Annotated in this window: 19 protein-coding genes; 7 read left to right on the forward strand and 12 right to left on the reverse strand. The window is 72.4% G+C overall.

Features of this window, described 5'->3' with window-relative positions; all coding sequences use genetic code 11:
• The 4 genes from ACWY4P_RS14695 to solA all read right to left on the reverse strand — a co-directional run bounded on the left by ACWY4P_RS14695 (position 1) and on the right by solA (position 4524).
• Positions 1 to 1149: an ABC transporter ATP-binding protein gene (locus ACWY4P_RS14695; protein WP_456210998.1), complete on the reverse strand. Its 1149-nt coding sequence runs from the start codon at positions 1147 to 1149 to the stop codon at positions 1 to 3.
• Positions 1142 to 2245: an ABC transporter substrate-binding protein gene (locus tag ACWY4P_RS14700; protein ID WP_456210999.1), complete on the reverse strand. Its 1104-nt coding sequence runs from the start codon at positions 2243 to 2245 to the stop codon at positions 1142 to 1144. Before ACWY4P_RS14700 ends, ACWY4P_RS14695 begins: the two co-directional genes overlap by 8 nt.
• A 111-nt stretch (positions 2246 to 2356) precedes the next feature.
• A complete protein-coding gene (locus tag ACWY4P_RS14705; RefSeq protein ID WP_456211000.1) occupies positions 2357 to 3385 on the reverse strand; it encodes a succinylglutamate desuccinylase/aspartoacylase family protein in 1029 nt (342 codons plus the stop codon).
• A gap of 5 nt (positions 3386 to 3390) precedes the next feature.
• Positions 3391 to 4524 carry an N-methyl-L-tryptophan oxidase gene (gene solA / locus ACWY4P_RS14710; protein ID WP_456211001.1) on the reverse strand — a complete coding sequence of 378 codons (1134 nt, stop codon included), beginning with the start codon at positions 4522 to 4524 and terminating at the stop codon, positions 3391 to 3393.
• Between the two features lie 291 nt (positions 4525 to 4815).
• Between solA and ACWY4P_RS14715 the strand changes: the two genes are divergently transcribed.
• Positions 4816 to 5562, forward strand: a complete 747-nt coding sequence (locus tag ACWY4P_RS14715) for an IclR family transcriptional regulator (RefSeq protein WP_456212924.1) — start codon at positions 4816 to 4818, stop codon at positions 5560 to 5562.
• A gap of 129 nt (positions 5563 to 5691) precedes the next feature.
• Here the strand turns inward: ACWY4P_RS14715 and ACWY4P_RS14720 are convergent, their stop codons facing one another.
• The 3 genes from ACWY4P_RS14720 to ACWY4P_RS14730 are packed head-to-tail and all read right to left on the reverse strand — an operon-like array spanning position 5692 to position 11398.
• A complete protein-coding gene (locus ACWY4P_RS14720; RefSeq protein ID WP_456212925.1) occupies positions 5692 to 7131 on the reverse strand; it encodes an NAD-dependent succinate-semialdehyde dehydrogenase in 1440 nt (479 codons plus the stop codon).
• A 5-nt stretch (positions 7132 to 7136) separates the two neighbouring features.
• Positions 7137 to 10178: an FAD-binding and (Fe-S)-binding domain-containing protein gene (locus tag ACWY4P_RS14725; RefSeq protein WP_456211002.1), complete on the reverse strand. Its 3042-nt coding sequence runs from the start codon at positions 10176 to 10178 to the stop codon at positions 7137 to 7139.
• A complete protein-coding gene (locus ACWY4P_RS14730) occupies positions 10130 to 11398 on the reverse strand; it encodes an aspartate aminotransferase family protein (RefSeq protein WP_456211003.1) in 1269 nt (422 codons plus the stop codon). The genes ACWY4P_RS14725 and ACWY4P_RS14730 overlap by 49 nt, the downstream gene beginning before the upstream one ends.
• 202 nt (positions 11399 to 11600) lie before the next feature.
• On the opposite strand from ACWY4P_RS14730, the gene ACWY4P_RS14735 reads away from it, so the two are divergent.
• Entirely contained in the window at positions 11601 to 13292 is a 1692-nt protein-coding gene (locus ACWY4P_RS14735; protein ID WP_456211004.1) for a PucR family transcriptional regulator, read from the forward strand.
• Positions 13293 to 13306: 14 nt separating this feature from the next.
• Here ACWY4P_RS14735 and lpdA read toward each other — a convergent pair whose 3' ends face one another.
• Complete coding sequence (gene lpdA, locus ACWY4P_RS14740; protein WP_456211005.1) at positions 13307 to 14713, reverse strand: dihydrolipoyl dehydrogenase; 1407 nt, start codon at positions 14711 to 14713, stop codon at positions 13307 to 13309.
• 113 nt (positions 14714 to 14826) lie between these two features.
• Positions 14827 to 16356, reverse strand: a complete 1530-nt coding sequence (locus ACWY4P_RS14745; protein ID WP_456211006.1) for a class I adenylate-forming enzyme family protein — start codon at positions 16354 to 16356, stop codon at positions 14827 to 14829.
• 304 nt (positions 16357 to 16660) lie between these two features.
• On the opposite strand from ACWY4P_RS14745, the gene ACWY4P_RS14750 reads away from it, so the two are divergent.
• The gene (locus ACWY4P_RS14750) at positions 16661 to 16942 is read left to right on the forward strand and encodes a type II toxin-antitoxin system Phd/YefM family antitoxin (protein ID WP_456211007.1); all 282 of its coding nucleotides are present in this window, start codon (positions 16661 to 16663) and stop codon (positions 16940 to 16942) included.
• Between the two features lie 5 nt (positions 16943 to 16947).
• Complete coding sequence (locus ACWY4P_RS14755) at positions 16948 to 17229, forward strand: type II toxin-antitoxin system RelE family toxin (protein WP_456211008.1); 282 nt, start codon at positions 16948 to 16950, stop codon at positions 17227 to 17229.
• A gap of 83 nt (positions 17230 to 17312) precedes the next feature.
• On the opposite strand, the gene ACWY4P_RS14760 is transcribed toward ACWY4P_RS14755, so the two are convergent.
• The 3 genes from ACWY4P_RS14760 to ACWY4P_RS14770 all read right to left on the reverse strand — a co-directional run bounded on the left by ACWY4P_RS14760 (position 17313) and on the right by ACWY4P_RS14770 (position 19249).
• Positions 17313 to 18251 (reverse strand): MerR family transcriptional regulator, encoded by a 939-nt coding sequence (locus ACWY4P_RS14760; RefSeq protein ID WP_456211009.1) that lies wholly within the window; start codon positions 18249 to 18251, stop codon positions 17313 to 17315.
• A gap of 72 nt (positions 18252 to 18323) precedes the next feature.
• Positions 18324 to 18452, reverse strand: a complete 129-nt coding sequence (locus ACWY4P_RS14765; protein ID WP_456211010.1) for a hypothetical protein — start codon at positions 18450 to 18452, stop codon at positions 18324 to 18326.
• A gap of 74 nt (positions 18453 to 18526) precedes the next feature.
• The gene (locus tag ACWY4P_RS14770; RefSeq protein ID WP_456212926.1) at positions 18527 to 19249 is read right to left on the reverse strand and encodes an IclR family transcriptional regulator; all 723 of its coding nucleotides are present in this window, start codon (positions 19247 to 19249) and stop codon (positions 18527 to 18529) included.
• Positions 19250 to 19375: 126 nt separating this feature from the next.
• On the opposite strand from ACWY4P_RS14770, the gene ACWY4P_RS14775 reads away from it, so the two are divergent.
• The 3 genes from ACWY4P_RS14775 to dmpG are packed head-to-tail and all read left to right on the forward strand — an operon-like array spanning position 19376 to position 22184.
• On the forward strand, positions 19376 to 20236 hold the full coding sequence (locus ACWY4P_RS14775) for a 2-keto-4-pentenoate hydratase (RefSeq protein WP_456211011.1): 861 nt from the start codon (positions 19376 to 19378) through the stop codon (positions 20234 to 20236).
• Positions 20233 to 21168, forward strand: a complete 936-nt coding sequence (locus ACWY4P_RS14780; RefSeq protein WP_456211012.1) for an acetaldehyde dehydrogenase (acetylating) — start codon at positions 20233 to 20235, stop codon at positions 21166 to 21168. The genes ACWY4P_RS14775 and ACWY4P_RS14780 overlap by 4 nt, the downstream gene beginning before the upstream one ends.
• Positions 21165 to 22184, forward strand: a complete 1020-nt coding sequence (gene dmpG / locus ACWY4P_RS14785; protein ID WP_456211013.1) for a 4-hydroxy-2-oxovalerate aldolase — start codon at positions 21165 to 21167, stop codon at positions 22182 to 22184. Before ACWY4P_RS14780 ends, dmpG begins: the two co-directional genes overlap by 4 nt.
• The last annotated feature ends 6 nt before the right edge of the window (positions 22185 to 22190 follow it).

A 22190-nucleotide genomic window follows, 5' to 3' on the forward strand; every position in this document is an offset into this window, starting at 1 on the left:
TCACCCGCCCTGTTCGGTGTCGGGGAAGATGCTGATGTCCGCGGCCTCCGCGGTCAGTCCGACGCGCTCGCCGAGGACCGGGGCGCGTCCGGCCGGGAGTTCCAGCCGCAGCAGTTCGCCGTCCGCGCCGCCGATCGGGCGGACGGTGACGCGTACCAGGGTGCCCACGTAGGTGACCGTCTCCACGGTCCCGGTACAGAACCCGGCGTCGGCCGCGCAGAGTGCGAGCCGGCCGGGCTGGATCGCGGCCCGCACCCGCACGGCGTCCGGCACCGTCTGCGGGCGGGCCCTGAGCAGTCCGCCGGTGTCGAGCCGTACGAGGGTGTGGTCCGCGGACCGCTCGTCGAGGCGGCCCGCGAGGAAGTTGGCGGCGCCGAGGAAGTCGGCGACGAACGGGGTGCACGGACGCTCGAAGAGTTCTCTCGGGGTGTCGAACTGGTCGATCCGCCCGTCCCGCATCACCGCGATCCGGTCGGAGAGGACCAGGGCCTCTTCCTGGTCGTGGGTCACATAGATGACGGTGAGGCCGAGTTCGCGCTGGATGCGCTTGATCTCGGTCTGGAGCTGGTCGCGCAGCTTCTTGTCGAGGGCGCCGAGCGGCTCGTCCATGAGGATCACCGGCGGCCGGTAGACCAGGGCCCGGCACAGCGCGACGCGCTGCTGCTGACCGCCGGACAGCTCGCGCGGGCGGCGCCGGGCCATGGCGGACAGCCCGGCCATCTCCAGGGTCTCGCCGACCCGGCGGCGCAGCTCCGCCTTGGGTACGCCGCGCAGTTGCAGCGGAAAGGCCACGTTGTCCCACACCGTCATGTGCGGGAAGAGCAGATACTGCTGGAAGACGAAGCCCAGGCCGCGCTTCTGCGGGGCCAGCCGGGTCACGTCGCGGCCGCCGACGACGATGCCGCCGGAGTCGGGCTCGCAGAACCCGGCGATCATCATCAGGGTGGTGGTCTTCCCGGAGCCGGAGGACCCGAGGAAGGTGACGAACTCGCCCGCGGCGATCTCCATGGAGACCTCGTCGACGGCGGTCACCCCGCCGTACGTCTTGCGCAGTCCGGTCACGGACAGCGGCTTCCCGGTGTCCGTTCCCGTCGGGGGGACGGCCGCTTGGGCCGTTCGCCGCTTTGACATCACGTCGAGGTCAGGCATGCGTCCACTCCTGCCAGCGCTTGGAGACGGCGTCCTGGTTCTTGATCCACCACTCGACGTCCAGGTCGAAGCCGGACTCCAGGTGCTGGGGGGAGCTGGCCAGGTTGGCGGCGGTGGCCGAGGAGAGCTTCTTGTAGGCGGCGGGCACGGTCGGGCCCATGGGGTAGAGCTCGGCGAAGTGGGCCTGCACCTCGGGCCGCAGCGCGAAGTCGATGAGCTGGTAGGCGGCGTCGAGGTTGGCGGCGCCCTTGGGGATGCCGAGGGCGTTGCTCTGCCGGCGGGCGCCGTTCCACTGGTAGGCGAGGGGGGAGCCCTGCTTGATCAGGGCGTCGAGGCGGCCGTGCCAGACGCTGGAGGCGACGACCTCCTTGCGGCCCAGCAGCAACCCGGGAAGGGCGCCGGTGTCCCAGAACTTCCGGACGTGTCCCTTGATCCGGTCGAGGGACTTGAAGGCCCGGTCCACATCGATCGGGTAGAGCTTGTCCAGCGGTACGCCGTCAGCCAAGAGGGCGAATTCGAGCTCGGGCAGGTCGGCGTCCACGGCCTGGAGGGCGCGGCTGCCGGGGAACGCCTTGGTGTCCCAGAAGTCGGCCCAGGAGGAGGGTTTCTTTCCGCCGAAGGAGTCGGTGCGGTACGCCATGACGCTGGCCCAGTAGTTCTTGCCGACGGCGTTGGAGGTGACGAGGGTCTTGGCGATGCCCGCGTTCTTGAAGTGCTTCAGCCGGTCGTAGTCCAGTTCCTCGGTGGCGCCCTGCTGCTTGAAGAGCACGAAGTCGGCCATCGAGTCGTCGATGACGTCGAACTGGGGACGGCCCTGCTTGATCTGGGCGAGCATCTGCGCGTACTCGATGTTCGCCACCTTGACCTGGATGCCGGTCTCTTTGGTGAACGGGTCGTAGACGGCCTTCTGGTTGGCGTCGCCGTAGGTGCCGCCGCTGTTGCGGACGACCAGCGTCTTGGAGCCCTTGCCGCCGCTGCCGCCGCCGGACCGGCTGGTGCCGGTGCCACATGCGGTGAGCGACGTGGCGGCGATGGCTGCCGCGGCTCCGCCGACTCCGCGCAGAAACACTCTGCGGTCTATCCGGGCTTCTCTCACCGGGGGCCTCCTGGTGGTGCGGTACGTGACGGGGAGCGTGGGGAGGGGGTGGGGCTATGTACTGCTGGGTCTCGTTCGTGTGGTGTCGGGGGCAGGGGGGTGGGTGTGGGGTCAGCGATCGGTGTTCTGGGGCGCGGGGGCGGCGATGGCGGCCAGTTCGGCGCCGGGGGCGACCGTGAGGCCGTGCATGCCGTAGAAGACCCGCCCGGTGGCCGGGGCGTGGACCTTGTGCTCCTGGCTGTCGGCGGGGTCGATGACGCGGCCGATGACCTGGCCCTCCGTCACATCGTCCGCGGCGGTGAACTCCGGGTACCACAGCCCGGTGGCCTCGGCGGTGACGCCCGCGGCCCAGATCCACTCGCGGACCGGGGCGGTCTCGCCGGCCGTGCCGGCCGTGCCGTTCGGGGTCTGCGCGTCCAGGACGCCGAGTTGGCGCAGCACCCCGTACAGGCCGTCGACGAGGCGCCGGGCGGTGTCCGGGTCGCGCTCGCCGAGCTGGCCGGTCTCGACGAGGACGGCCGGGATGCCCCGGCGGGCGGCGGCGGCGTGGCTGTTGCCGCCGTCGGCGTGCGGCCCGACGATGACGTCCTCGATGCCGACGGCGCGGGCCAGGTCCGCGGTCCGCGCGTCGAGGCCGGGGTCGCCGGTGAGGCGGTAGCCGACGAAGTCGCGCAGGGTCTCGTCGATGCCGCCGGAGTGGAGGTCGACATAGGCGTCGGCGCCGTCCACCAGGTGCGCGAAGAGCCAGGCGGCCAGCCGCTCGGTGGGGCTGCCGTCGGGGTCGCCGGGGAAGACGCGGTTGATGTTCACGCCGTCGAGCGAGGAGACGCCGAGCCGCCCCTGGTAGACGGCCGGGGGGTTGGCGACCGGACAGACGATCACCTGCCCGTGCACCTGGTCGGGTTCCAGCAGCGCCGCGAGCCGGGTGGCGGCGTCCACCCCGGTGAACTCGCCGCCGTGCACCCCCGCCGTGATCAGCACACGGGGGCCGGGGCGGGCGCCGCAGACCAGGGTCAGCGGGATGTCCACGGTGAGGGCGCCCAGGTCGGCGGGGAGGGTGCCGCGGGCCTTGGTGCCGGGCTCGGCGCGCAGGGCGCCGATGGCGAGGGGCGCCGCGGTGGTGTCGTTCGTCGCGGTCATCGCTGTCATGCCTCCGTGCGGTCCAGGGTGGAGATGAAGTCGATGGGCTGCGGCGAGGTGCCGTCCAGGGCGAGGTCGGCGGCGATGTCGCCCATGGCGGGCGAGAGTTTGAAGCCGTGGCCGGAGAAGCCGGCGAGCAGCACCACGTTGTCGTGGCCGGGCAGCGGGCCGACCAGCGGGCGGCTGCTCTCGGTGTAGCCCTCCATGAAGACGGAGAGCCGGATCGGGTCGGGGTGCAGATCCGGCATATAGCGGCCGAGCAGCTCGGTGAAGATCTCCAGCTCCTCGGGCGCCACGGTCCTCTCCAGCCGGTTCGGGTCGTCCACCGGGCGGTGCAGGGCGCGGGACAGGCCGAGCTTGACGGAGACGCCGTCCGGGGAGGGCAGGCCGTAGCAGTGGGTGGGGGCCGTACGGATGAACGCCGGGCGCTCCTCGCCGGACCAGGCGTCGGTGCCCGGCACATACCAGGCGTTGATCAGCCGCCGGATGTCCACCTCCCACGGCAGGTCCGGCAGCAGATCGCCCACCCAGGGGCCGACGGTGACCACGGCCGCGTCGAACCGCTCGCTCCCGGCGTCGGTGTGGACCTCCACCCCGCCGCCGGCGGGCGCGATCTCACGGACCGTGGTGTAGCGGTGGATACGGGCGCCCAGTTGTTCCGCGCGGCGGGCGGCGGTGTGGATCGTCAGCTCGGGCCGGATGAAGCCCGCGTGGCGGTCGAGCACGGCCACATCGCCGTCCTCGATCCGGAACTGCGGAAAGCGCCGGGCGAGGGACTCGGCGTCCAGCACCTCGTGGTCGAGGCCGTGTTCGGCGATGGAGGCGAGGACGGTGGCCATCTGCTGGTGTTCGGTGGGCCCCATCAGCAGGCATCCGGTCAGCCGGCGCAGCTCCCGGCCGGTCTCCTTCCGGAGCTCCTGCCAGAGGGCGTCGGCGTGCCGCAGCAGCGGCACGTACCGGGAGTCCTCGAAGTGGGCGCTGCGGAAGATCCGGGTCTCGCCCCCGGCGGCGCTGCGGTCGTGGCCCGGGGCGAAGCGGTCGTATCCGACGACCTCGGCGCCGCGGGCCGCCAGGCGCCAGGCGGCCTGGCTGCCCATCGTTCCGACGCCGACGACGGCGACGCGCTTGCTGGCAGACACGGGGGTTCCTTTCGTCTCCGGGAGCACGGATGCTGGACGCCCGGTATTCGGAGTTCGAGGTTCCGTTTGAGGTTCCGGTTGAGGTTCCGTTGGGGATTCGGGAGGGCGGCGGCTCCGAGGATGGCTCGAGCCGTCCGGCGGGCGGGAGGTCCAGATCGACTCGACCCCGAGCCCGTGCCACATAGTGGAACGCTGTGCTAGAATCTGGCACGAGAATGACAGTGGCGCGAGAGTGGAGTCAAGAGGTGTACGCATGGAATTCGCAGAGTTAACGGGGGAAATCCCATGGAAATGAAGAGCGTCACCAGATCACTGCGGATCCTGGAGGCGGTGGCACAGCACCAGCCGGTGACCGTGGGGGAACTCACCAAGCTTTTCGGGCTGCCCAAGTCGACCGTGCAGCGCACCCTGGTCACGCTGAACGAGGCCGGGTGGCTACGGGCGAGCCGGAAGGACACCACACGCTGGGAGATCGGGGCCCGGGTGCTGGCCGTCAGGCCCGCGGCGCTCCAGGGGTCGAGCCTGTTCGCCGCCGCGCGCGAGCCCATGATCCGGCTGCGGGACGCGGTGAACGAGACCATCCATCTGTCGGTGCCGGACGCGCTGCAGTGCATGGTGGTGGTGGACCGAGTGGACTGCCATCACGCGGTGCGGACGTTCTACGGGATCGGCGACACCTCGCCGATGCACGCCACCGCCACCGGGCGCGCCATCCTCGCCCATCTGCCGAAGGCCGACGTGGACGAGCTCATCAGCCGCGGTCTGGAGAGCTACACCGAGTCCACCCCGACCGGGCTCGACCAACTCCGCACCGAACTGGCGCGGGTGCGCGCCGACGGCTATTCGGTCAACCGCAACCAATACCGGCCGGATGTGTGCGCGGTCGCCGCGCCCATCCTGGACGAGGACGGCACCCCGCTCGCCTCGGTGGCGGTCTCCATGCCCGACTCGCGGTACGACCCCGACCGGCTGCCCGACCTGGGACTCCTGGTCGCGGACACGGCCGCGGAGATCGCGACGCGTCGGATGGGCGCGTGAACAGCTGAAAACGGCTCAAGGGCCGCGCTCCCCGTCCGCCCGGCCGGGGACACGGCCGGGCGGACGGGGGCGGCCCGTGGGGGGGATGCCGAAGACAGCGCCGCCGGCGCCGTCAGGGCGTGAGTACCGTCAGCGCACCGGCACCGCGAGGTACTGGTACTCCAGGAACTCCTCGATCCCGACCCGGCCGCCCTCCCGGCCGAGCCCGGACTGCTTGACGCCGCCGAACGGCGCGGCCGGGTTGGACACCAGGCCGGTGTTGAGCCCGACCATGCCCACCTCCATCCGCTCGCTGACGCGCAGGGCGCGGTCCAGGCCCTCGGTGAAGATGTAGCCGACCAGGCCCCAGGGGGTGTCGTTGGCCCGGCGTACGACCTCGTCCTCGTCGTCGAAGGTGAGGATCGCCGCCACCGGCCCGAAGATCTCCGTCGCCATCAGCCGGCTGCCGGGGTCCACGTCGGTGAGCACGGTCGGCGGGTAGAAACAGCCCGGCCCCTCCGGTGCGCGGCCGCCGACCAGCACCCGGGCGCCGCGCTCCACCGCGTCGGCGACCAGCTCCTCGACCTTGGCGCGGCCCGCGCCGTCGATCAGCGGCCCCACGTCGACCCCGTCCCGGGTGCCCGGGCCCACGACCAGCGCCCCCATGCGGTCGGCGAGGCGTTGCGCGAACTCCTCCGCCACCGACCGGTGGACGAAGAAGCGGTTGGCGGCGGTGCACGCCTCGCCCATGTTGCGCATCTTGGCCGCCATCGCGCCGTTCACGGCCACGTCCAGGTCGGCGTCGTCGAAGACGATGAACGGGGCGTTGCCGCCCAGCTCCATCGAGGTGCGTACGACGGTGTCGGCGCACTGGGCGAGCAGCAGCCGCCCGACCTGCGTGGAGCCGGTGAAGGACAGCTTGCGGACCCTTCCCCCGCGCAGCAGCGGCTCGCAGACCTCTCCGGCCCGGGAGGTGGTGACGACGTTCAGCACGCCGTCCGGCAGCCCGGCCTCCTTCAGGATCCCGGCCAGCGCCAGGCTGGACAGCGGGGTCTGCGGGGCCGGCTTGAGCACCATCGTGCAGCCCGCCGCGATCGCCGGACCGATCTTGCGGGTGCCCATGGCCAGCGGGAAGTTCCACGGGGTGATCAGCAGGCAGGGGCCGACCGGGCGGCGCGTCAGCAGCATGCGGTTGCGGCCGTCCGGCAGGGTGGCGTAGCCGCCGTCCACGCGCACCGCCTCCTCGGAGAACCAGCGGAAGAACTCGGCCGCGTACGCCACTTCCCCCCGGGCCTCGGCCAGCGGCTTGCCCATCTCGGACGTCATCAGGGCGGCGAGCTCGTCGGTGCGGGAGAGGATGATCTCGTACGCGCGGCGCAAAATCTCGCTGCGCGCCCGCGGAGCCGTACGGGCCCACTCCCCCTGCGCCTGGACGGCGGCGTCCTCCGCGAGCCGGGCGTCCTTCGGGCCCGCGTCGGCGACCTGGCAGAGGATCTCCCCGGTCGCGGGGTCGTCCACGGGCATGGTGGCGCCGTCCGCGGCGTCCGCCCAGGCACCGGCGATGAACAGCTGCTTCGGTACGTCGTCGATGATGCTCACGGAGTCTCTCCTGATGGGTCGGCGGGGTCGAGCAGTTCTGCGAGATGGTGGGCGCGGACGCCCCGGCCGCCGACGAGGTGGTCGACCTGGGTGGCGCAGCTGAAGCCGTCGGCCACGACGACGGCCGCTTCACCGACGGGGAGCCCGTCCGGGAGTCCGTCGGGGAGTCCGTCGGCGAGCCCGTCGAGGCGTGGCCGCAGGGCCAGTCCGGCGACGGCCATCGAGGTGTCGTAGTGCTCCTCCTCGAAACCGAAGTTGCCCGCGAGTCCGCAGCAGCCCTCGGCCTCGTCGACCTTCCGTACGCCGAGCCGGCGCAGCAGCTCGCCCGGCCGGCGGCTCCCGAAGGTGGCGTACTCGTGGCAGTGGGTCTGCAGCACGACGCTCTCCGGCAGGGGCGGAGGGGTCCAGTCCGGGGCGGCGAGGTCGGTCAGGGCGCCCGTGAGGGTGTGGACCCGGGCCGCGACGCGCCGCGCGGCGTCGGTGCCCAGCAGCTCGGGAACGTCGCGCTTCAGAGCCGCCGCGCAGCTGGGCTCGGCCACGACGATCGGCACCCCGTCACCGCTGTCGCTGTCGGCGCCGGTGTCGAGGTGGGCCACCGTACGGGCCATCACCCGGCGTGCCACGGACAGCTGACCGGTGCTGACCCAGGTCAGCCCGCAGCACAGCCCGCTCCGCGGCTCGCTGGGGAGGCCTGCGGCGGCGAGCACCCGGGCGGTGGCCCCCGCCACTTGGGGGCGGAAGGCCCGGGTGAAGCTGTCGACGAAGAGCAGCGCCTTGGCCGGTCCGTCGGGTCCCTCGGTCGTGGTCCCGCGGAGTACGGAGCGCAGCGCGCGCCGGGACGCGAAGGCGGGGATCGTACGCCGCGTCGTCACGCCCCCGAGCCGGGCCAGCGCTCTGCCGAGCCGACCGCGCAGCAGCGCGTTGACCGGCCGGGCCGCGTATCCGGCGAGGGCGGAGGTCAGGGGCAGCCAGCCCAGCGAGTAGTGGGAGCGGGGCCTGAGCCGCCCTTTGTAGTGCTGGTGCAGGAACTCGGCCTTGTAGGTGGCCATGTCGACGCCGACCGGGCAGTCGGTGGAGCACGCCTTGCAGGACAGACACAGGTCGAGCGCGTCGCGGACCTCGGCCCGCCGCCAGCCGTCCCGGCCTGCCTCGCCGCGCACCAGCTCCTGGAGCAGCCGGGCGCGGCCGCGCGTGGAGTCCCGCTCCTCCCCGGTGGCCCGGTAGCTGGGGCACATCACCCCTCCCGCGTCGCTCCGGCACCGGCCGACGCCCACACAGCGGCGGGCCGCGCCCGCGAAGCCGTCCTCGTCGTGCGGAAAGGTGAAGGCCGTGGCGAGGGGAAGCGGGGCGCGGTGCAGCGCCAGGTCGGCGTCGAGCGGGGCGGGGGCCACGATGACGCCGGGGTTCAGCAGCCCTTCGGGGTCGAAGACCCGCTTGAAGGCCGCGAACGTCTCGATCATCCGGTGGCTGTACATGACCTCCAGCAGTTCACCGCGCGCCCGCCCGTCGCCGTGCTCGCCCGAGAGCGTTCCCCCGTGCTCGACGACCAGGGCGGCCGCCTCGATGAGAAACGCCCGGGTGGCCGCCCGGCCGGTGTCCGTGGCGAGGTCGAAGTCGATGCGCACATGGACGCAGCCCGCGCCGAAGTGGCCGTAGAGCACGCCGGTCAGGGTATGGCGGGCCAACAGCTTGCGGAAGTCCCGCAGATAGCCGGCCAGTCTCTCGGGCGCGACCGCCGCGTCCTCCCACCCGGGCCAGGACTCCCCTCCGTCGACGAGGCGGGCGGCCAGACCGGCCCCGTCCTCGCGGACCCGCCACAGCGAGCGCCGCTCGGCCGCGCTCCCGACGACGCGTCCGCCGGTCATCCGGCCCCGGGCCCGCAGCGCGGCCAGCAGTCCGGCCGCGCGGCCGGCGACCGTCGCCTCGTCGTCGCCGTCGAGTTCGACGTACAGCCAGGCGCTTCCGTCGGGCAGCCCGGTGACGGAGTCCGGCCCGCGGCGGGCGCGCATGGTGGCGACGATCGCCTCGTCCATCCCCTCCACGGCGGTGGGCGACCAGCGCAGGATCTCGGGGACGTCCTCGGCGGCGTCCACGACATCGTCGTAGCCGAGCGCCAGCAGGGCGGTGACCGGCGCGGTGGCCACCAGGCGCACCGTGGCGGCGGTGACGACCCCGCAGGTGCCCTCGGTGCCCACCAGGGCGCGGGCCACATCGAAGCCGTTCTCCGGCAGCAGATGGTGCAGTTGGTAACCGGAGACCTGGCGGGGGACGCGGCCCAGTTCGGTGCGGATGGGCGCCAGGCTGTCGGCGATCAGCCGCCGCAGGTCCGCTTCGAGGCGGGCGACGCGCTCCACGGCGTCGCGGTCGTCCGGGTCGGCCGCGCGCAGTCCGGCGCGGTCGGCGACGGCGGGCGTGCCGTCGGCGGTGACGATCTCCAGGGACTCGATATGGCCGCCGGTCCGCCCGTGCCGCACCGACCGGTTGCCGCACGCGTCGTTGCCGATCATTCCGCCGAGGGTGCAGCGGCTGTGCGAGGAGGGGTCGGGGCCGAAGGTGAGCCCGTGCTCCCCGGCCGCGGCCCGCAGCGCGTCGAGGACCGCTCCGGCCTCGACGCGCGCGGTGCGCGCTTCCGGGTCGATCATCAGCACGCGGTTCATGTGCCGGGAGAAGTCCAGGACGACGCCCGGTCCGACCGCGTTGCCCGCCATGCTGGTGCCGCCGCCCCGGGCGGTGACCGGGACGCCCGTCTCACGGCAGGCCCGCAGGACGGCCCGCACATCGTCGGCGGAGCGCGGAAAGGCCACGGCCCGTGGCGCCACCCGATAGTTGGAGGCGTCGTAGGCGTAGGGGCCGGTGTGGCCCGCACCGGTCTCCACGCGCAGGCCGGGAGCGGTCTCGGCGATCCGGGTGACCAGACGCGCCGACGCGCCGACGGCGTCCGCCTCCGCCTGCGTCACCGTCTCCGTCACCGCCTCCGCCTGCGCCTCCCTCACTGGTCCGCCGCTGCCTCGGTGCCGGCCGCCACCGCGTTCTCCCATGCCCGCAGGCCCTCGTCCACCCCGGTCTCGTCGATAACGAGCGCCGGGATCATCCGCACCACCTGGTTCCAGGCCCCGCACAGCAGCAGAAGCAGGCCCTCGTCCACCGCGGCCCGCTGCACCCGGGCGGCGGTCTCGGGGTCGGGCTCGCCGTCCTCGGTGACGAATTCGCTGGCCAGCATCAGCCCGAGGCCCCGTACGTCCCCGATGGCCGGGGTCCGCTCGGCCACCGCTTCCAAGCCGAGGCGCAGCCGGGCGCCCATCGCCTCGGCGTTCTCCACGAGCTTCTCCTCGCGTACGACGTCGAGCGTGGCGCAGGCCGCGGCGCACGCCACCGCGTTGGCGCCGTACGTACCGCCCTGCGAGCCCGCCCACGCCTTGCGCATCAGCTCCTCGGAGGCGGCGATGCCGGACAGCGGGAAGCCGCTGGCCAGCCCCTTGGCGGTGATCAGGATGTCCGGCACGACGCCGAAGTGCTCATGGCCCCAGAACCGGCCGGTGCGGCCCACGCCGGTCTGCACCTCGTCGAGGATCAGCAGAAAGCCGTGGCGGTCCGCCCGCTCCCGCAGCCCCTCCAGGAAGGCGCGGGTCGCGGGCACATACCCGCCCTCGCCGAGCACCGGCTCGACGATGACCGCGGCCGTGTCGGCGGGCGAGGAGATGGTCTGGAGCGTGTAGTCGAGCTCCTGGAGGGCGAAGCGGGTGGCGGTCTCCTCGTCCCAGCCGTACCGGTAGGCGGTCGGGAACGGGGTGACGACCACCCCGCTCATCAGCGGTGAGAAGCCGGACCGGAAGCGGGTGCCGGAGGTGGTCATGGCGGCGGCGGCCACGGTCCGGCCGTGGAAACCGCCGTGGCAGACCAGGACGTTCGGCCGGCCGGTGGCCTGCCGGGCCAGCCGCAGCGCGGCCTCCACGGCCTCGCTGCCGGAGTTGGTGAAGAACAGGCTGTCCAGGCCGGCCGGCAGCACCTCGCCCAGCTTGTCGACCAGCCGCCGCAGCGGGGGGTGCATGACCGTCGTGTACTGGCCGTGGACGAGCGTGCCCACCTGCTCCTGGGCGGCCGCCACCACGCTGGGATGGCAGTGGCCGGTGCTGGTGACCCCGATCCCGGCGGTGAAGTCCAGATAGCGGCGGCCGTCCTCACCGTAGAGGTGGACGCCCTCGCCCCGGACCGCCACCACGGGCGTGGCCTGGCGAAGGTGCGGCGACAGTGCGGTCATGTTCGTCTCCGGCCTGGGTCGTGGACTGATTCGGCATCACGAGCATCTCCGCCGCCCCGGTCGGCGACAACGCGTGATCTGTCCAGCGCGGACGCGTCGTTCGGACAATGTGTCAACCCGCTCGGGCCCGCGACCGCCGTCCGACCGCTCTTGCGCAGGTCAGCGCGGCTTGTCACAGTGACCTGACACTCAGGGAGGCACCGTGAGCGAGAACCACCGCCCGGCTCGGCCGACGGACCCGGACGGCCGGGACGCGCCCTTGGCCGGCCGCCCGCTCACCGTGGCCGATGTGCTGGCCTTCCCCGTCCTGGCGGCCGGGCGGCCGCAGGTCGTCACCGGCGCGGACCACCTCGACCGGCCGGTCCGCTGGGTCCACATCACCGAGCTGACGGACCCCGCCTCCTTCCTCAAGGGCGGCGAACTCGTCCTGACCACCGGCATGCCCCTGCCCGAGAACGCGGCGAGCGTGCGCCGGTACGTGGACGAACTCGCCGACATCGGCGCCGCCGCGCTGGTCATCGAGCTCGTCCGGCGCTACCACCGCCCGCCCGACGCGCTCGTCCACGCCTGCCGGACCCGCGGCCTCCCCCTCGTCACCCTGGCCCAGGACGTCAACTTCCTGGAGGTCACCCAGGTCGTCCACGCACTCATCCTCGGCAACCAAGCGGACGCGATGCGCCGGACCCAGCGGATCCACGAGGCGTTCACCGCCCTGACGCTGCGCGGCGCGGGCCCCGAGGACGTGGTGCGCGCCGCGGCGGAGATGAGCGGCCACACGGTCGTCCTGGAGAACCTGATGCACCAGGCGCTGCTCTGCGAGCCCTCCGGCGGCACGGCGGAAGAGGCACTCACCGGCTGGGAACAGCGCTCCAGGGCGACCCCGACCGGCGACCACCCGGAGGTGCGCGGCCCCGAGGGCTGGCTCGTCGCCTCCGTGGAGTACCAGGGGGAACGCTGGGGCCGGGTGGCCATGCTGCCCGGCTCGCCCGGCGCCCCGGCTTCCGAGGCGCCCGGGACCTTCGGGCCCGAGGACGTCACCGTGCTGGAGCGAACGGCGATGGCCCTCACCATCGCCCGCCTCATCCACCGCATGCCCTGGGAACGCACCGCGCACCGCAGCGCCCTGCGCCACCTCGCCGAACAGCGCCACCGCTCGCCCGAGGACGCCCGCGCCCGCTTCGCCGCGCTGGGGCTGCCCACCGACCCCGGTCGCTTCCTCGCCGTCCTGATGGACCTGGACACGGAAGACGGCGGCAGCCCGGAAGACGACGGCGCCGGGCCGGAGAGCCGCGTGTCCCAGGAGCTCCGGACGGCCAGGATTCCGGCGCTCGTCGGCGCGCTGGCACCGGGCCGGCTCGGCCTCCTGCTGGCCCTGCGCCCCTCCCAGCCCTGGCGGCCCACGGTCGAACGGCTGAGCCGCCTCGCGCTGGACCTGGACCCGGAGGCGGTGGTGAGCGTCGGTCCCGAGGTCACCGACCTCTCCGACACCGCCCGCTCCTTCCGCGAGGCGGCCCGCGTGGCCGAGGCGACCCTGCCCGGCCAGCCCCTCCCCCCGGGCAGGTCCTTCCATGAGCTCTCCGACATCGGCCTGCGCCGGCTGCTGTACGCGCTCCGCGAGGACACCCGGATCCAGGGCTACGCCGAACGGCAGCTCGGCCGCCTCATCGACCACGACACCCGGCACCAGACCGACCTCTTGACGACCCTGCGCCACTACCTGGACGCGGCGGGGAACAAGACGACCGCCGCCCGCCGCGGCGGCCTGTCCCGGGAGACCGTCTACCAACGGCTGCGCGCCATCGAGCGGCTGCTCGACTGCGACCTCGAATCCGGCGAACAGCGCATCGAACTACAGGTGGCCCTCGCGGCGCTCGATGTCCTGCGGGTGCGCTGAGCCCTCAGGGCGTCTCACATGTTGATCATGTGTCCGGCCAGGCCGTGGATGGCCTCCTTCACCGCTTCGCCGAGTGTCGGGTGCGCATGGATGTTGCGGGCGACCTCGTGAACCGTCAGGTCCCACTGCTGGGCCAGGGTCAGCTCGGGCAGCAGCTCGGTGACCTCGGGGCCGATCAGGTGGGCACCGAGCAGCTCGCCGTGGCGGGCGTCGCTGATCACCTTGACGAAGCCGGTGGGGTGGCCGAGGCCGTGCGCCTTGCCGTTGGCCGTGAAGGGGAACTTCGCCACCCGTACGTCGAAGCCCCGCTCCCGCGCCTGCGCCTCGGTCCAGCCGAAGCTGGCTATCTGCGGCTGGCAGTAGGTGGCGCGGGGGATCATGGTGAAGTCGAGTTCCATGGTCTCCGCGCCGGCGATGGTCTCGACGGCCACCATGGCCATCGCCTCCGCGGCGTGCGCCAGCATCAGCTTCGCCGTGACGTCGCCGATCGCGAACAGGTGCGGCACGCTCGTCCGGCCGCGGGCGTCCACGTCGATCGCACCGCGCTCGGTCAGCCGCACGCCCGTGTTCTCCAGGCCGTAGCCGGTCACCCGCGGGGCGAAGCCGATGGCCTGGAGGACCTTGTCGGCCTCCAGCACCTCCTGCCGCCCCTCACGGGTCACGGTGATCCGGACCTTCGCCGCCTGGTCGCTGTCGTCGATCGAGTCGACCCGGGTCGAGGTCAGCACCTTGATGCCCAGCTTGCGGTACTGCTTGGCGAGTTCGGCCGAGACGTCGGCGTCCTCCAGCGGCACGAGCCGGTCGAGGAACTCGACGATGGTCACCTGCACGCCATAGCTGTTGAGGACGTACGCGAACTCGACGCCGATGGCGCCCGCGCCCGCGATGACGATGCTCTCGGGCAACTGGTCGGAGAGGATCTGCTCCTCGTAGGTGACCACGCGCTCGCTCAGGGAGGTGCCCGGCAGGAGACGGGTCGTCGCCCCGGCCGCGATGACGCAGTGGTCGAAGGTCACGGTCTCGGTGCCGCCGGCCGTCAGCGCCACCTGGAGCGTGTGGGCGTCGGTGAAGACGCCCCGGCCGTCGTACTCGGTGATGCCGTTCTTCTTCATCAGGTAGTGCACACCGCTGACCCGGCCGTCGGCCACCTTGCGGCTGCGCCGGAACGCCTCCCCGTAGTCGAAGCTGATGTCGCCCTCGACCTTGATGCCGAAGGTCTTCGCCTCACGGGTGACGATGTGTGCAAGCTCGGCGTTGCGCAGCAGTGCCTTGGACGGGATACACCCGACGTTGAGGCACACGCCGCCCCAGTACTTCTCCTCGATGACCGCCGTGCGCAGCCCGAGCTGGGTGGCACGGACCGCCGCGGTGTATCCCCCCGGACCCGCGCCCAGGACGACGACGTCGAAGTGTGTGCTCATGATCTGGTTCTCCCCTGGAAATGATCGGCAAGCCGCTTCCGACCTTAGGACACCAGCCCCGCGCGGCCGGTGTGATCCCGGCCTCTCAGACCCGGCCTCTCAGGCCCGGCCTCTCAGACCCGGCCGACGGCGCGGGCGCGGTCCTCGACAAGAGCGGTGAGTGCCTTGCGGTCGACCTTGCCGTTGCCGCTGAGCGGCAGCTCCTCCAGAACGACGCAGCGCCGGGGGACCTTGAACTCCTCGATCTGCCCGCGCATCAGGTCCAGGACCTCCTCGGCGGTCACGTCCGCGACGACCGCGAGCAGGGACGGCCTTCGGCCCGACGGCGGCAGGACCGCGGCCGAGACGACTCCGGGCACCCGGTGGGCGGCGGCCTCCACCTCGGTGGCGCTCACCCGGAAGCCCCGCTCCTTGTAGAGGTCGTCGCGGCGGCCCGAGAAGTACAGATAGCCGTCCTCGTCGAGATGGCCGTAGTCGCCGGTGCGCAGCTCGCGGAAGAGCCCGTCGCGGAGCGGGAAGCGCTGGGCGTTCAGCTCGGGTCGCCGCCAGTACCCGGCCATCACGTTCGGCCCCCGGACCACGATCTCTCCGACGGTGCCGGGCGGCACGGGCGCGCCCTCGTCGTCGACGACGAGGATCTCCGTACCGGGCAGCGGCAGTCCGCACGAGCCCGGTCGGTCCAGGTCGCCGTCCGGCGGCATGATCACGGCGCGCTTGCACTCGGTGAGCCCGTACATCACCTGGGCGCGCAGCCCGGGGATCGCGGCGCGCAGGGCGTTCACCGTCTCGCCCGACAGCGCGGCGCCGGTGTTGGTGACCAGCCGCAGGGCGGGGCGCTGGGCGGTGGCGCGCCTCAGCAGCCAGACGAGGGACTGGGCGACGGAGGGCACGGCGGGCAGCACGGTCGCCTCGCTGTCCAGCAGGCTGCGCAGCAGAACGGGCCCGGCCTCCGCCGCGCTGCCCAGCACGGTGTGCGCACCGCTGAGGGCGCCCAGGAAGATCTGGTAGAGGCCGTAGTCGAAGGAGAGCGGCAGGGGGCAGTAGACGACATCGTCCGCCCGGTACCGCAGGACCTGCTGGATGGCGCGGGCGGCGAAGACCACCTGCTGGTGGGTGCTCACCACGGCCTTGGGCAGGGAGGTGGTGCCCGAGGTGTAGAGCAGGCAGACGGGGTCGACGGCAAGCGGCTCCTCGTCCGCGGCGAGCCACCCGCCGGCGGCCGCGGTGCCCGGTTCGGGGAAGGCCACCGGGAGGAGGTCCGCGGGCGCGGCGGCGACGATGCCGCGGTCCCGTGCGGCCGCCAGCGATGTGGGGTCCTCGGCGACGACCAGGCTCGGTTCGCAGTCGTCGAGCACGTGCTCCAGCGGTACGCCGCGCACCTGCTCGTGGAGGACGGAGAACGGTGCGCCGACGCGGGAGGCCGCGAAGACGAGGGCGGGCACCAGAGGGCCGGAGGACACGGCGACGACCACGCGCCGGCCGCGGCCGACGCCCTGGGAGTTCAGCCAGCCGGCCAGGCGCCGGCTGGCGTCACGGAGCCCCGCGAAGGTCACCGTCGACTGCCGGCGGGTGACGGCGGGACGCTCCGGCCACGATGCCGCGGCGTCGTCCAGCAGATGGTGCAGGAGCGTGATCTCGGACAACTTGATCAGTTCCCTTCAGGCGACGGTTCCCCCTGGCGGGGGCGTGCCGGGTGGACAACGCCGGGCCCGCCCCCGGCTGGGGCATGCCCGGCGTCAACAAGGATCTGTCCTCGGCGTCCTCGGCCGTCAGAGACCCCGCCCAGTGACTCTCGCGAACTGAGAGCCCGCGACCGGATAATCCCATAACGCGCGGCGGCAAGAGCCGAGATCCACTTCACCTCCACGCCCCGGCCGACGGCCGCACAGCGCGCGTCGAGATCACCGACCACCCCCGGGCTTCATGTACATCTGCTACATTTGTGACATGAGCGATCCGGTAGTTGAATCCATGGCCGAGGTCCGCAGCCACCTCGCCGATGTCATCGACCGTGCCCGCCGGGAAGAGACCCCGACGATCATCACGCGGCGCGGCAAGCAGGAAGCTGTCGTGATCGACATCCATGAATACCAGCGCCTGCGCCGGATCGCCGAAGACGCCGAAGAGGCGTGGCTCAACCGACTGGCTGACGAAGCCGAGTCCGAAGGCACGGAAGGGTCGGTCTCGCTCGAAGAAATGGCCGCCCTGCTCCGCGCCGATCAGGGCTGACCCTCATGGGATACGTCACGCGCTTCACGCCGCATGCGCAGCGGGACATGCTCAAGATCTCGCGTCCGGACGCCCTCCGCATCCTGTACCGCCTCACCGAGCTGCAGAAGGCGATGGACTCGGGCGACACCGCGGCGCTCGATATCAAAGCCCTACAGGGCCACAGTGCCCGATGGCGGCTCAGGGTCGGCGACTATCGCGTCGTCTACACCATCGAGGACGGCCAACTGGTCGTGTGGGTCCTGGCCGTCGGTAATCGCCGCGAGGTCTACCGCCAGGTTCCCTGAGATCCCGCTGTCGGACCCCGGCCGAGCCCGACATCCAGGACAGCGCCTGCGCCACGCTCGACCGGCTGTCGCCAGGCGCGGGACTACTGCCCGGTGTGGGCGCGCAAGGCCTCTGTGAACCACGTGAACACCGGTGCCAGGCTGGGCGGGACGGGCCATCCGTTGATGACGGAGAGCAGGTGCCAGTAGCGTTCCGCGCGGGGGTCGCCGGCGATCTCCAGGCGTGTCAGCATCCAGCGGCGCAAGTCGACGTCGTCGGCGCGGCCAAAGGTTTGCGCGTAGCGGGTGGTAAGGGCGTCGACGATGGGTGCGGCCTCAGCCGAGGCCGGGGCGATGCCGGCGTCGAGCGCGCGGCCGACGCTGTCACGGACGGTTTCGGTGAGGTCGTGGTGCAGGCCGGTGACGTCGCCTTGGGCGCGCTCGGCTGCCTGGTATTCCGCCATGCGGCGGACGGCGGCGCGGAAGTCGGGGTCCTGAGTGAGCTCGGCGAGTTCCACCCAGGCGTCGACCTGATCGGGTTCGGGGTCGTCCGGCAGTTCGGGCATGGCCGAACGCATCATGTCGACGAAGTCGGCGTTGGCGTCGAGCCCGCCGAAGGTGTCGTCGATGAAGTCGGTAATGAGGCGTCGGCGTTCGTCGTCGGAGAGCTTGGCGAGCTTGTGCATGAGGTCCATTTCCTCGTGGGTGGAGCCCCGTTTGGCCACCGCGCGCAGCACCGCGCGCCGCAGTCGGAGGGTGCGGATCTGCACCTCCAGGGCGTCGGCGTGTGCGGCCGCGACCTCGGGCACCGAGACCTCCCGGTCCAGCACCTGCCGGATGGCGGCAAGGTCGAGCCCCAGGTCACGCAGGGTGCGCACCAGGCCCAGACGCGCGAGCGCGCCGATGTCATAGAGCCGGTAGCCAGCCGGGCTGCGGTCTGTCGGCGGCACGATTCCGGTGTCGGAGTAGAACCGCACGGCCTTGACCGTCAGCCCGGTCCGCCGGGCCAGAGCCCCGATCGTGAAGAGCGTGTCGCCGTCCATGCCTGCACTCTCGTGCCTCCCCCTACGGGAGACTCAAGCCCAGTCTCCCCGCAGCGCAGGAGTCGGGGCAGATCAGCGAACGGAGTCCGCGTACTCCTCGTCCCGGTCCGCTTCCGCCGCCACCGGCCCCTCCTGGCGGTGCTTGCCCGTGGCCTTGCGGCCGGGCAGGACCACGACGACGATCAGGGTTCCGGCGGCCACGCCGCAGGCACCGTTCCACGTCGGCTGTCAGCTCGTCCGCTCTCGAGCCGAGCTCGTGCGGTCCCCCAGCTCCGTCAGCCGCTTCCACGCAGGACCCGGGACAGCCCCAGCGCCGCCGTCCGCACGGCGGGCGCCAGCTGGGCGGGGCTGAAGCGGGACCGCGGCACCGCCACCGAGAGGGCGGCGACCGTCGTGCCGCCGGCGAAGACGGGGGCCGCGATGCAGCTCACGCCCAGGGCGGCCTCCTGCTCCTCGTAGGCCAGGCCGGAGACCTGGATCTTCTCCAGGGCCATCCGCAGACGGGCGGGGTCGGTGATCGAGTGGGGCGTGAGGCTCGGCAGCGGCCGGGAGAGCACCTCCTCGGTCAGCTCGGCGCCGGAGAGGGCCAGCAGGGCCTTGCCCACTCCGGTGCAGGTCAGCGGCAGGCTGCCGCCGATGCGGGAGGGCAGTTGCAGCGCCTCGTGGCCGTGGATGCGCTCCAGGTAGACCACCTCCAGGCCCTCGCGCACCCCGAGGTGCACGGTCTCGCGGGTGGCCTCGAACAGGTCCTGGAGGAACGGCAGGGCCGCCTCACGCAGATCGAGCCGGTGCGGCACCAGCGAGCCGAGCTCGAACAGCTTCGCCCCGAGCCGGTACCGGGGGCCCGAGCGCTCCAGCCAGCCCAGCCGGACCAGGTCCGCCGCCAGCCGGTGCGCCGTGGGCTTGGGCAGGCCGGTGCGCTCCGAGAGTTCCGACAGACGGTACAAGCCACCGCTCGGAGTGAAGCTTTCGAGGATGAGCGCGGCCTTCTCCAACATGCTGCCGCCCGCACTGTTCCGTGTCACGGAACAATGTTTGTCTCCTCAGGGGTGCGCTGTCTATACCGGGAACCACAGCCGGGTTCCCCGAAGCCCGCTGCCCACCGTCACCTCTGGAGGTAACCCGTGTCGACCGCACCCCCATCGGCCGCCGTCAAGGCCGCCGATCTGCTGGCGGAGGCCGCCCGCACCGGGGCCGCCTGTCCCCCGGTGCGTGATCTGTTCCACGACGCCGGCGACCTGGAGGCCGCCTACGCCGCGCAGCAGCTGAACGTCCGGCGCGCCGTGCAGGCCGGACGCCGCATCGTCGGCCGCAAGATCGGCCTGACCTCCGTGGCCGTACAGCGGCAACTCGGCGTGGATCAGCCGGACTTCGGCGCGCTGTTCGCGGACATGGCGGTGCCGGACGGCGGCGAGGTGTCCGCCGGACGGCTGCTCCAGCCCAAGGTGGAGGCCGAGGTCGCGCTCGTCCTCGGCCGTGATCTGCCGCACCGGGAGTGCACGGTCGTCGATGTGCTGCGGGCGGTGGACTTCGCGCTGCCCGCGCTGGAGATCGTCGACAGCCGGGTGCGGGGGTGGGACATCTCCCTGGTCGACACCGTCGCCGACAACGCCTCCTGCGGCCTGTACGTGCTGGGCGCGACCCCCGTACCGCTCACCGGCGTCGATCTGCGCGCCGTGACGATGACCATGACGCGGGGCGGCGCGACCGTCTCCGAGGGCACCGGCGCCGACTGTCTCGGCGGCCCTCTCAACGCGGCGGTCTGGCTGGCCTCGGCGCTCGCCGAGCGGGGTGATCCGCTGCGCGCGGGCGATCTGGTGCTGACCGGCGCGCTGGGCCCGATGGCCCCCGCCGCACCGGGAGACGTGTTCGAGGCCCGTATCTCCGGCCTGGGCTCCGTACGGGTCGGATTCGCGGCGGAACGCACCGAGGAACTCGCGGCGGAACTCGCGGCGGAACTCTCCGAGGAAGGAGCGCGTCAGTGAGCGCCAAGGTCGCCATCATCGGCTCCGGCAACATCGGCACCGACCTCATGATCAAGGTCCTGCGCCTGTCGGAGACCCTGGAGATCGCCGCGATGGTCGGGATCGACCCCGACTCCGACGGCCTGGCCCGCGCCCGCCGCCTGAAGGTCGCCACCACCCATGAGGGCGTGGCGGGGCTCGTCGGCCTTGACGAGTTCGCCGACGTCGAGATCGTCTTCGACGCGACCTCGGCCGGCGCCCACCGCCACCACGACGAGGTCCTGCGCCCACTCGGCCGCACCCTGGTCGACCTCACCCCGGCGGCCCTCGGCCCGTACGTGGTCCCGCCGGTCAACGGCGACGCCCACCTCGGCGCCCCGAACGTCAACATGGTCACCTGCGGCGGCCAGGCCACGATCCCGATCGTCGCCGCCGTCAACGCGGTCACCCCGGTCCACTACGGCGAGATCGTCGCCTCCATCGCCTCCCGCTCCGCCGGGCCCGGCACCCGGGCGAACATCGACGAGTTCACCGAGACCACCTCCTCCGCGATCGAGCGGGTCGGCGGCGCCGCACGCGGCAAGGCGATCATCGTCCTCAACCCGGCCGAACCCCCGCTGATCATGCGGGACACCGTGCACTGCCTGGTGTCCGACTGCGCCACCGAGGCCGTCACGACGTCCGTCGAGGAGATGGTCGGCCGCGTCCAGGCGTACGTACCCGGCTACCGCCTCAAGCAGAAGGTGCAGTTCGAGCGGGTGTCGCCCGACGACCCCATGCGCACCCTCGCCCCCGGCGGGGGCGAGGCCCTGAAGGTGTCGGTGTTCCTGGAGGTCGAGGGCGCCGCGCACTACCTCCCGGCGTACGCCGGCAACCTCGACATCATGACCTCGGCCGCGCTGCGCACCGCGGAACGCATGGCCGCCCACCGTGGCAAGGAGGCCGCCAAGTGACCCGTCTCTACATCCAGGACGTCACGCTGCGGGACGGCATGCACGCCGTCCGGCACCGCTACACCACAGACCAGGCCCGCGCCATCGCCGCCGCGCTGGACGCCGCCGGCGTGGCCGCCATCGAGATCGCGCACGGTGACGGGCTGTCCGGCTCCAGCATCAACTACGGCGTCGGCGCCCACACCGACTGGGAGTGGATCGAGGCCGTCACCGACGTCACGCACCACGCGGTGCCCACCACGCTACTGCTGCCCGGCATCGGCACAGTGCACGACCTCAAGCAGGCGCACGCCCTCGGCATCCGCTCGGTACGCGTCGCGACCCACTGCACCGAGGCCGACATCTCCGCCCAGCACATCGCCGCCGCCCGGGAGCTGGGCATGGACGTCGCCGGGTTCCTGATGATGTCCCACATGGCCGAACCCGCCGAACTCGCCCACCAGGCGAAGCTCATGGAGTCCTACGGCGCCCACTGCGTCTACGTCACCGACTCCGGCGGCCGACTCACCATGGACGGCGTCCGCGACCGCTTCCGCGCCTACCGGGACGTCCTGGACCCGGCCACCGAGCTCGGCATCCACGCCCACCACAACCTCGCCCTGGGCGTCGCCAACTCCGTGGTCGCCGTCGAGAACGGCGCGGTCCGGGTCGACGCCTCGCTCGCCGGACAGGGCGCGGGCGCCGGCAACTGCCCCCTGGAGGCGTTCATCGCCGTCGCCGACCTCATGGGCTGGGAGCACGCCTGCGACCTCTTCCCCCTGATGGACGCCGCCGACGACCTCGTACGACCGCTCCAGGACCGTGAGGTCCGGGTGGACCGCGAGACCCTCAGCCTCGGCTACGCCGGTGTCTACTCCAGCTTCCTGCGCCATGCCGAGACGGCCGCCGCCCGCTATGGCCTCGACACCCGCGCCATCCTCGTCGAGGTCGGGCGGCGGGGCATGGTCGGCGGCCAGGAGGACATGATCACCGACATCGCACTCGACCTGGCCACCCACGCGGAGGCCACGTCCTGATCCGGA

The sequence above is a fragment of the Streptomyces sp. LZ34 genome (assembly GCF_053890475.1).

What these genes read in the sequence shown, in the direction of transcription:
- ACWY4P_RS14730 (WP_456211003.1), bottom strand. Translation starts at nt 11,398, where the DNA reads ATGACCGCACTGTCGCCGCACCTTCGCCAGGCCACGCCCGTGGTGGCG.
- ACWY4P_RS14755 (WP_456211008.1), top strand. Translation starts at nt 16,948, where the DNA reads ATGGGATACGTCACGCGCTTCACGCCGCATGCGCAGCGGGACATGCTC.
- ACWY4P_RS14695 (WP_456210998.1), bottom strand. Translation starts at nt 1,149, where the DNA reads ATGCCTGACCTCGACGTGATGTCAAAGCGGCGAACGGCCCAAGCGGCC.
- ACWY4P_RS14715 (WP_456212924.1), top strand. Translation starts at nt 4,816, where the DNA reads ATGAAGAGCGTCACCAGATCACTGCGGATCCTGGAGGCGGTGGCACAG.
- lpdA (WP_456211005.1), bottom strand. Translation starts at nt 14,713, where the DNA reads ATGAGCACACACTTCGACGTCGTCGTCCTGGGCGCGGGTCCGGGGGGA.
- ACWY4P_RS14770 (WP_456212926.1), bottom strand. Translation starts at nt 19,249, where the DNA reads ATGTTGGAGAAGGCCGCGCTCATCCTCGAAAGCTTCACTCCGAGCGGT.
- ACWY4P_RS14750 (WP_456211007.1), top strand. Translation starts at nt 16,661, where the DNA reads ATGAGCGATCCGGTAGTTGAATCCATGGCCGAGGTCCGCAGCCACCTC.
- ACWY4P_RS14725 (WP_456211002.1), bottom strand. Translation starts at nt 10,178, where the DNA reads ATGGGAGAACGCGGTGGCGGCCGGCACCGAGGCAGCGGCGGACCAGTG.
- ACWY4P_RS14760 (WP_456211009.1), bottom strand. Translation starts at nt 18,251, where the DNA reads ATGGACGGCGACACGCTCTTCACGATCGGGGCTCTGGCCCGGCGGACC.
- ACWY4P_RS14705 (WP_456211000.1), bottom strand. Translation starts at nt 3,385, where the DNA reads ATGACCGCGACGAACGACACCACCGCGGCGCCCCTCGCCATCGGCGCC.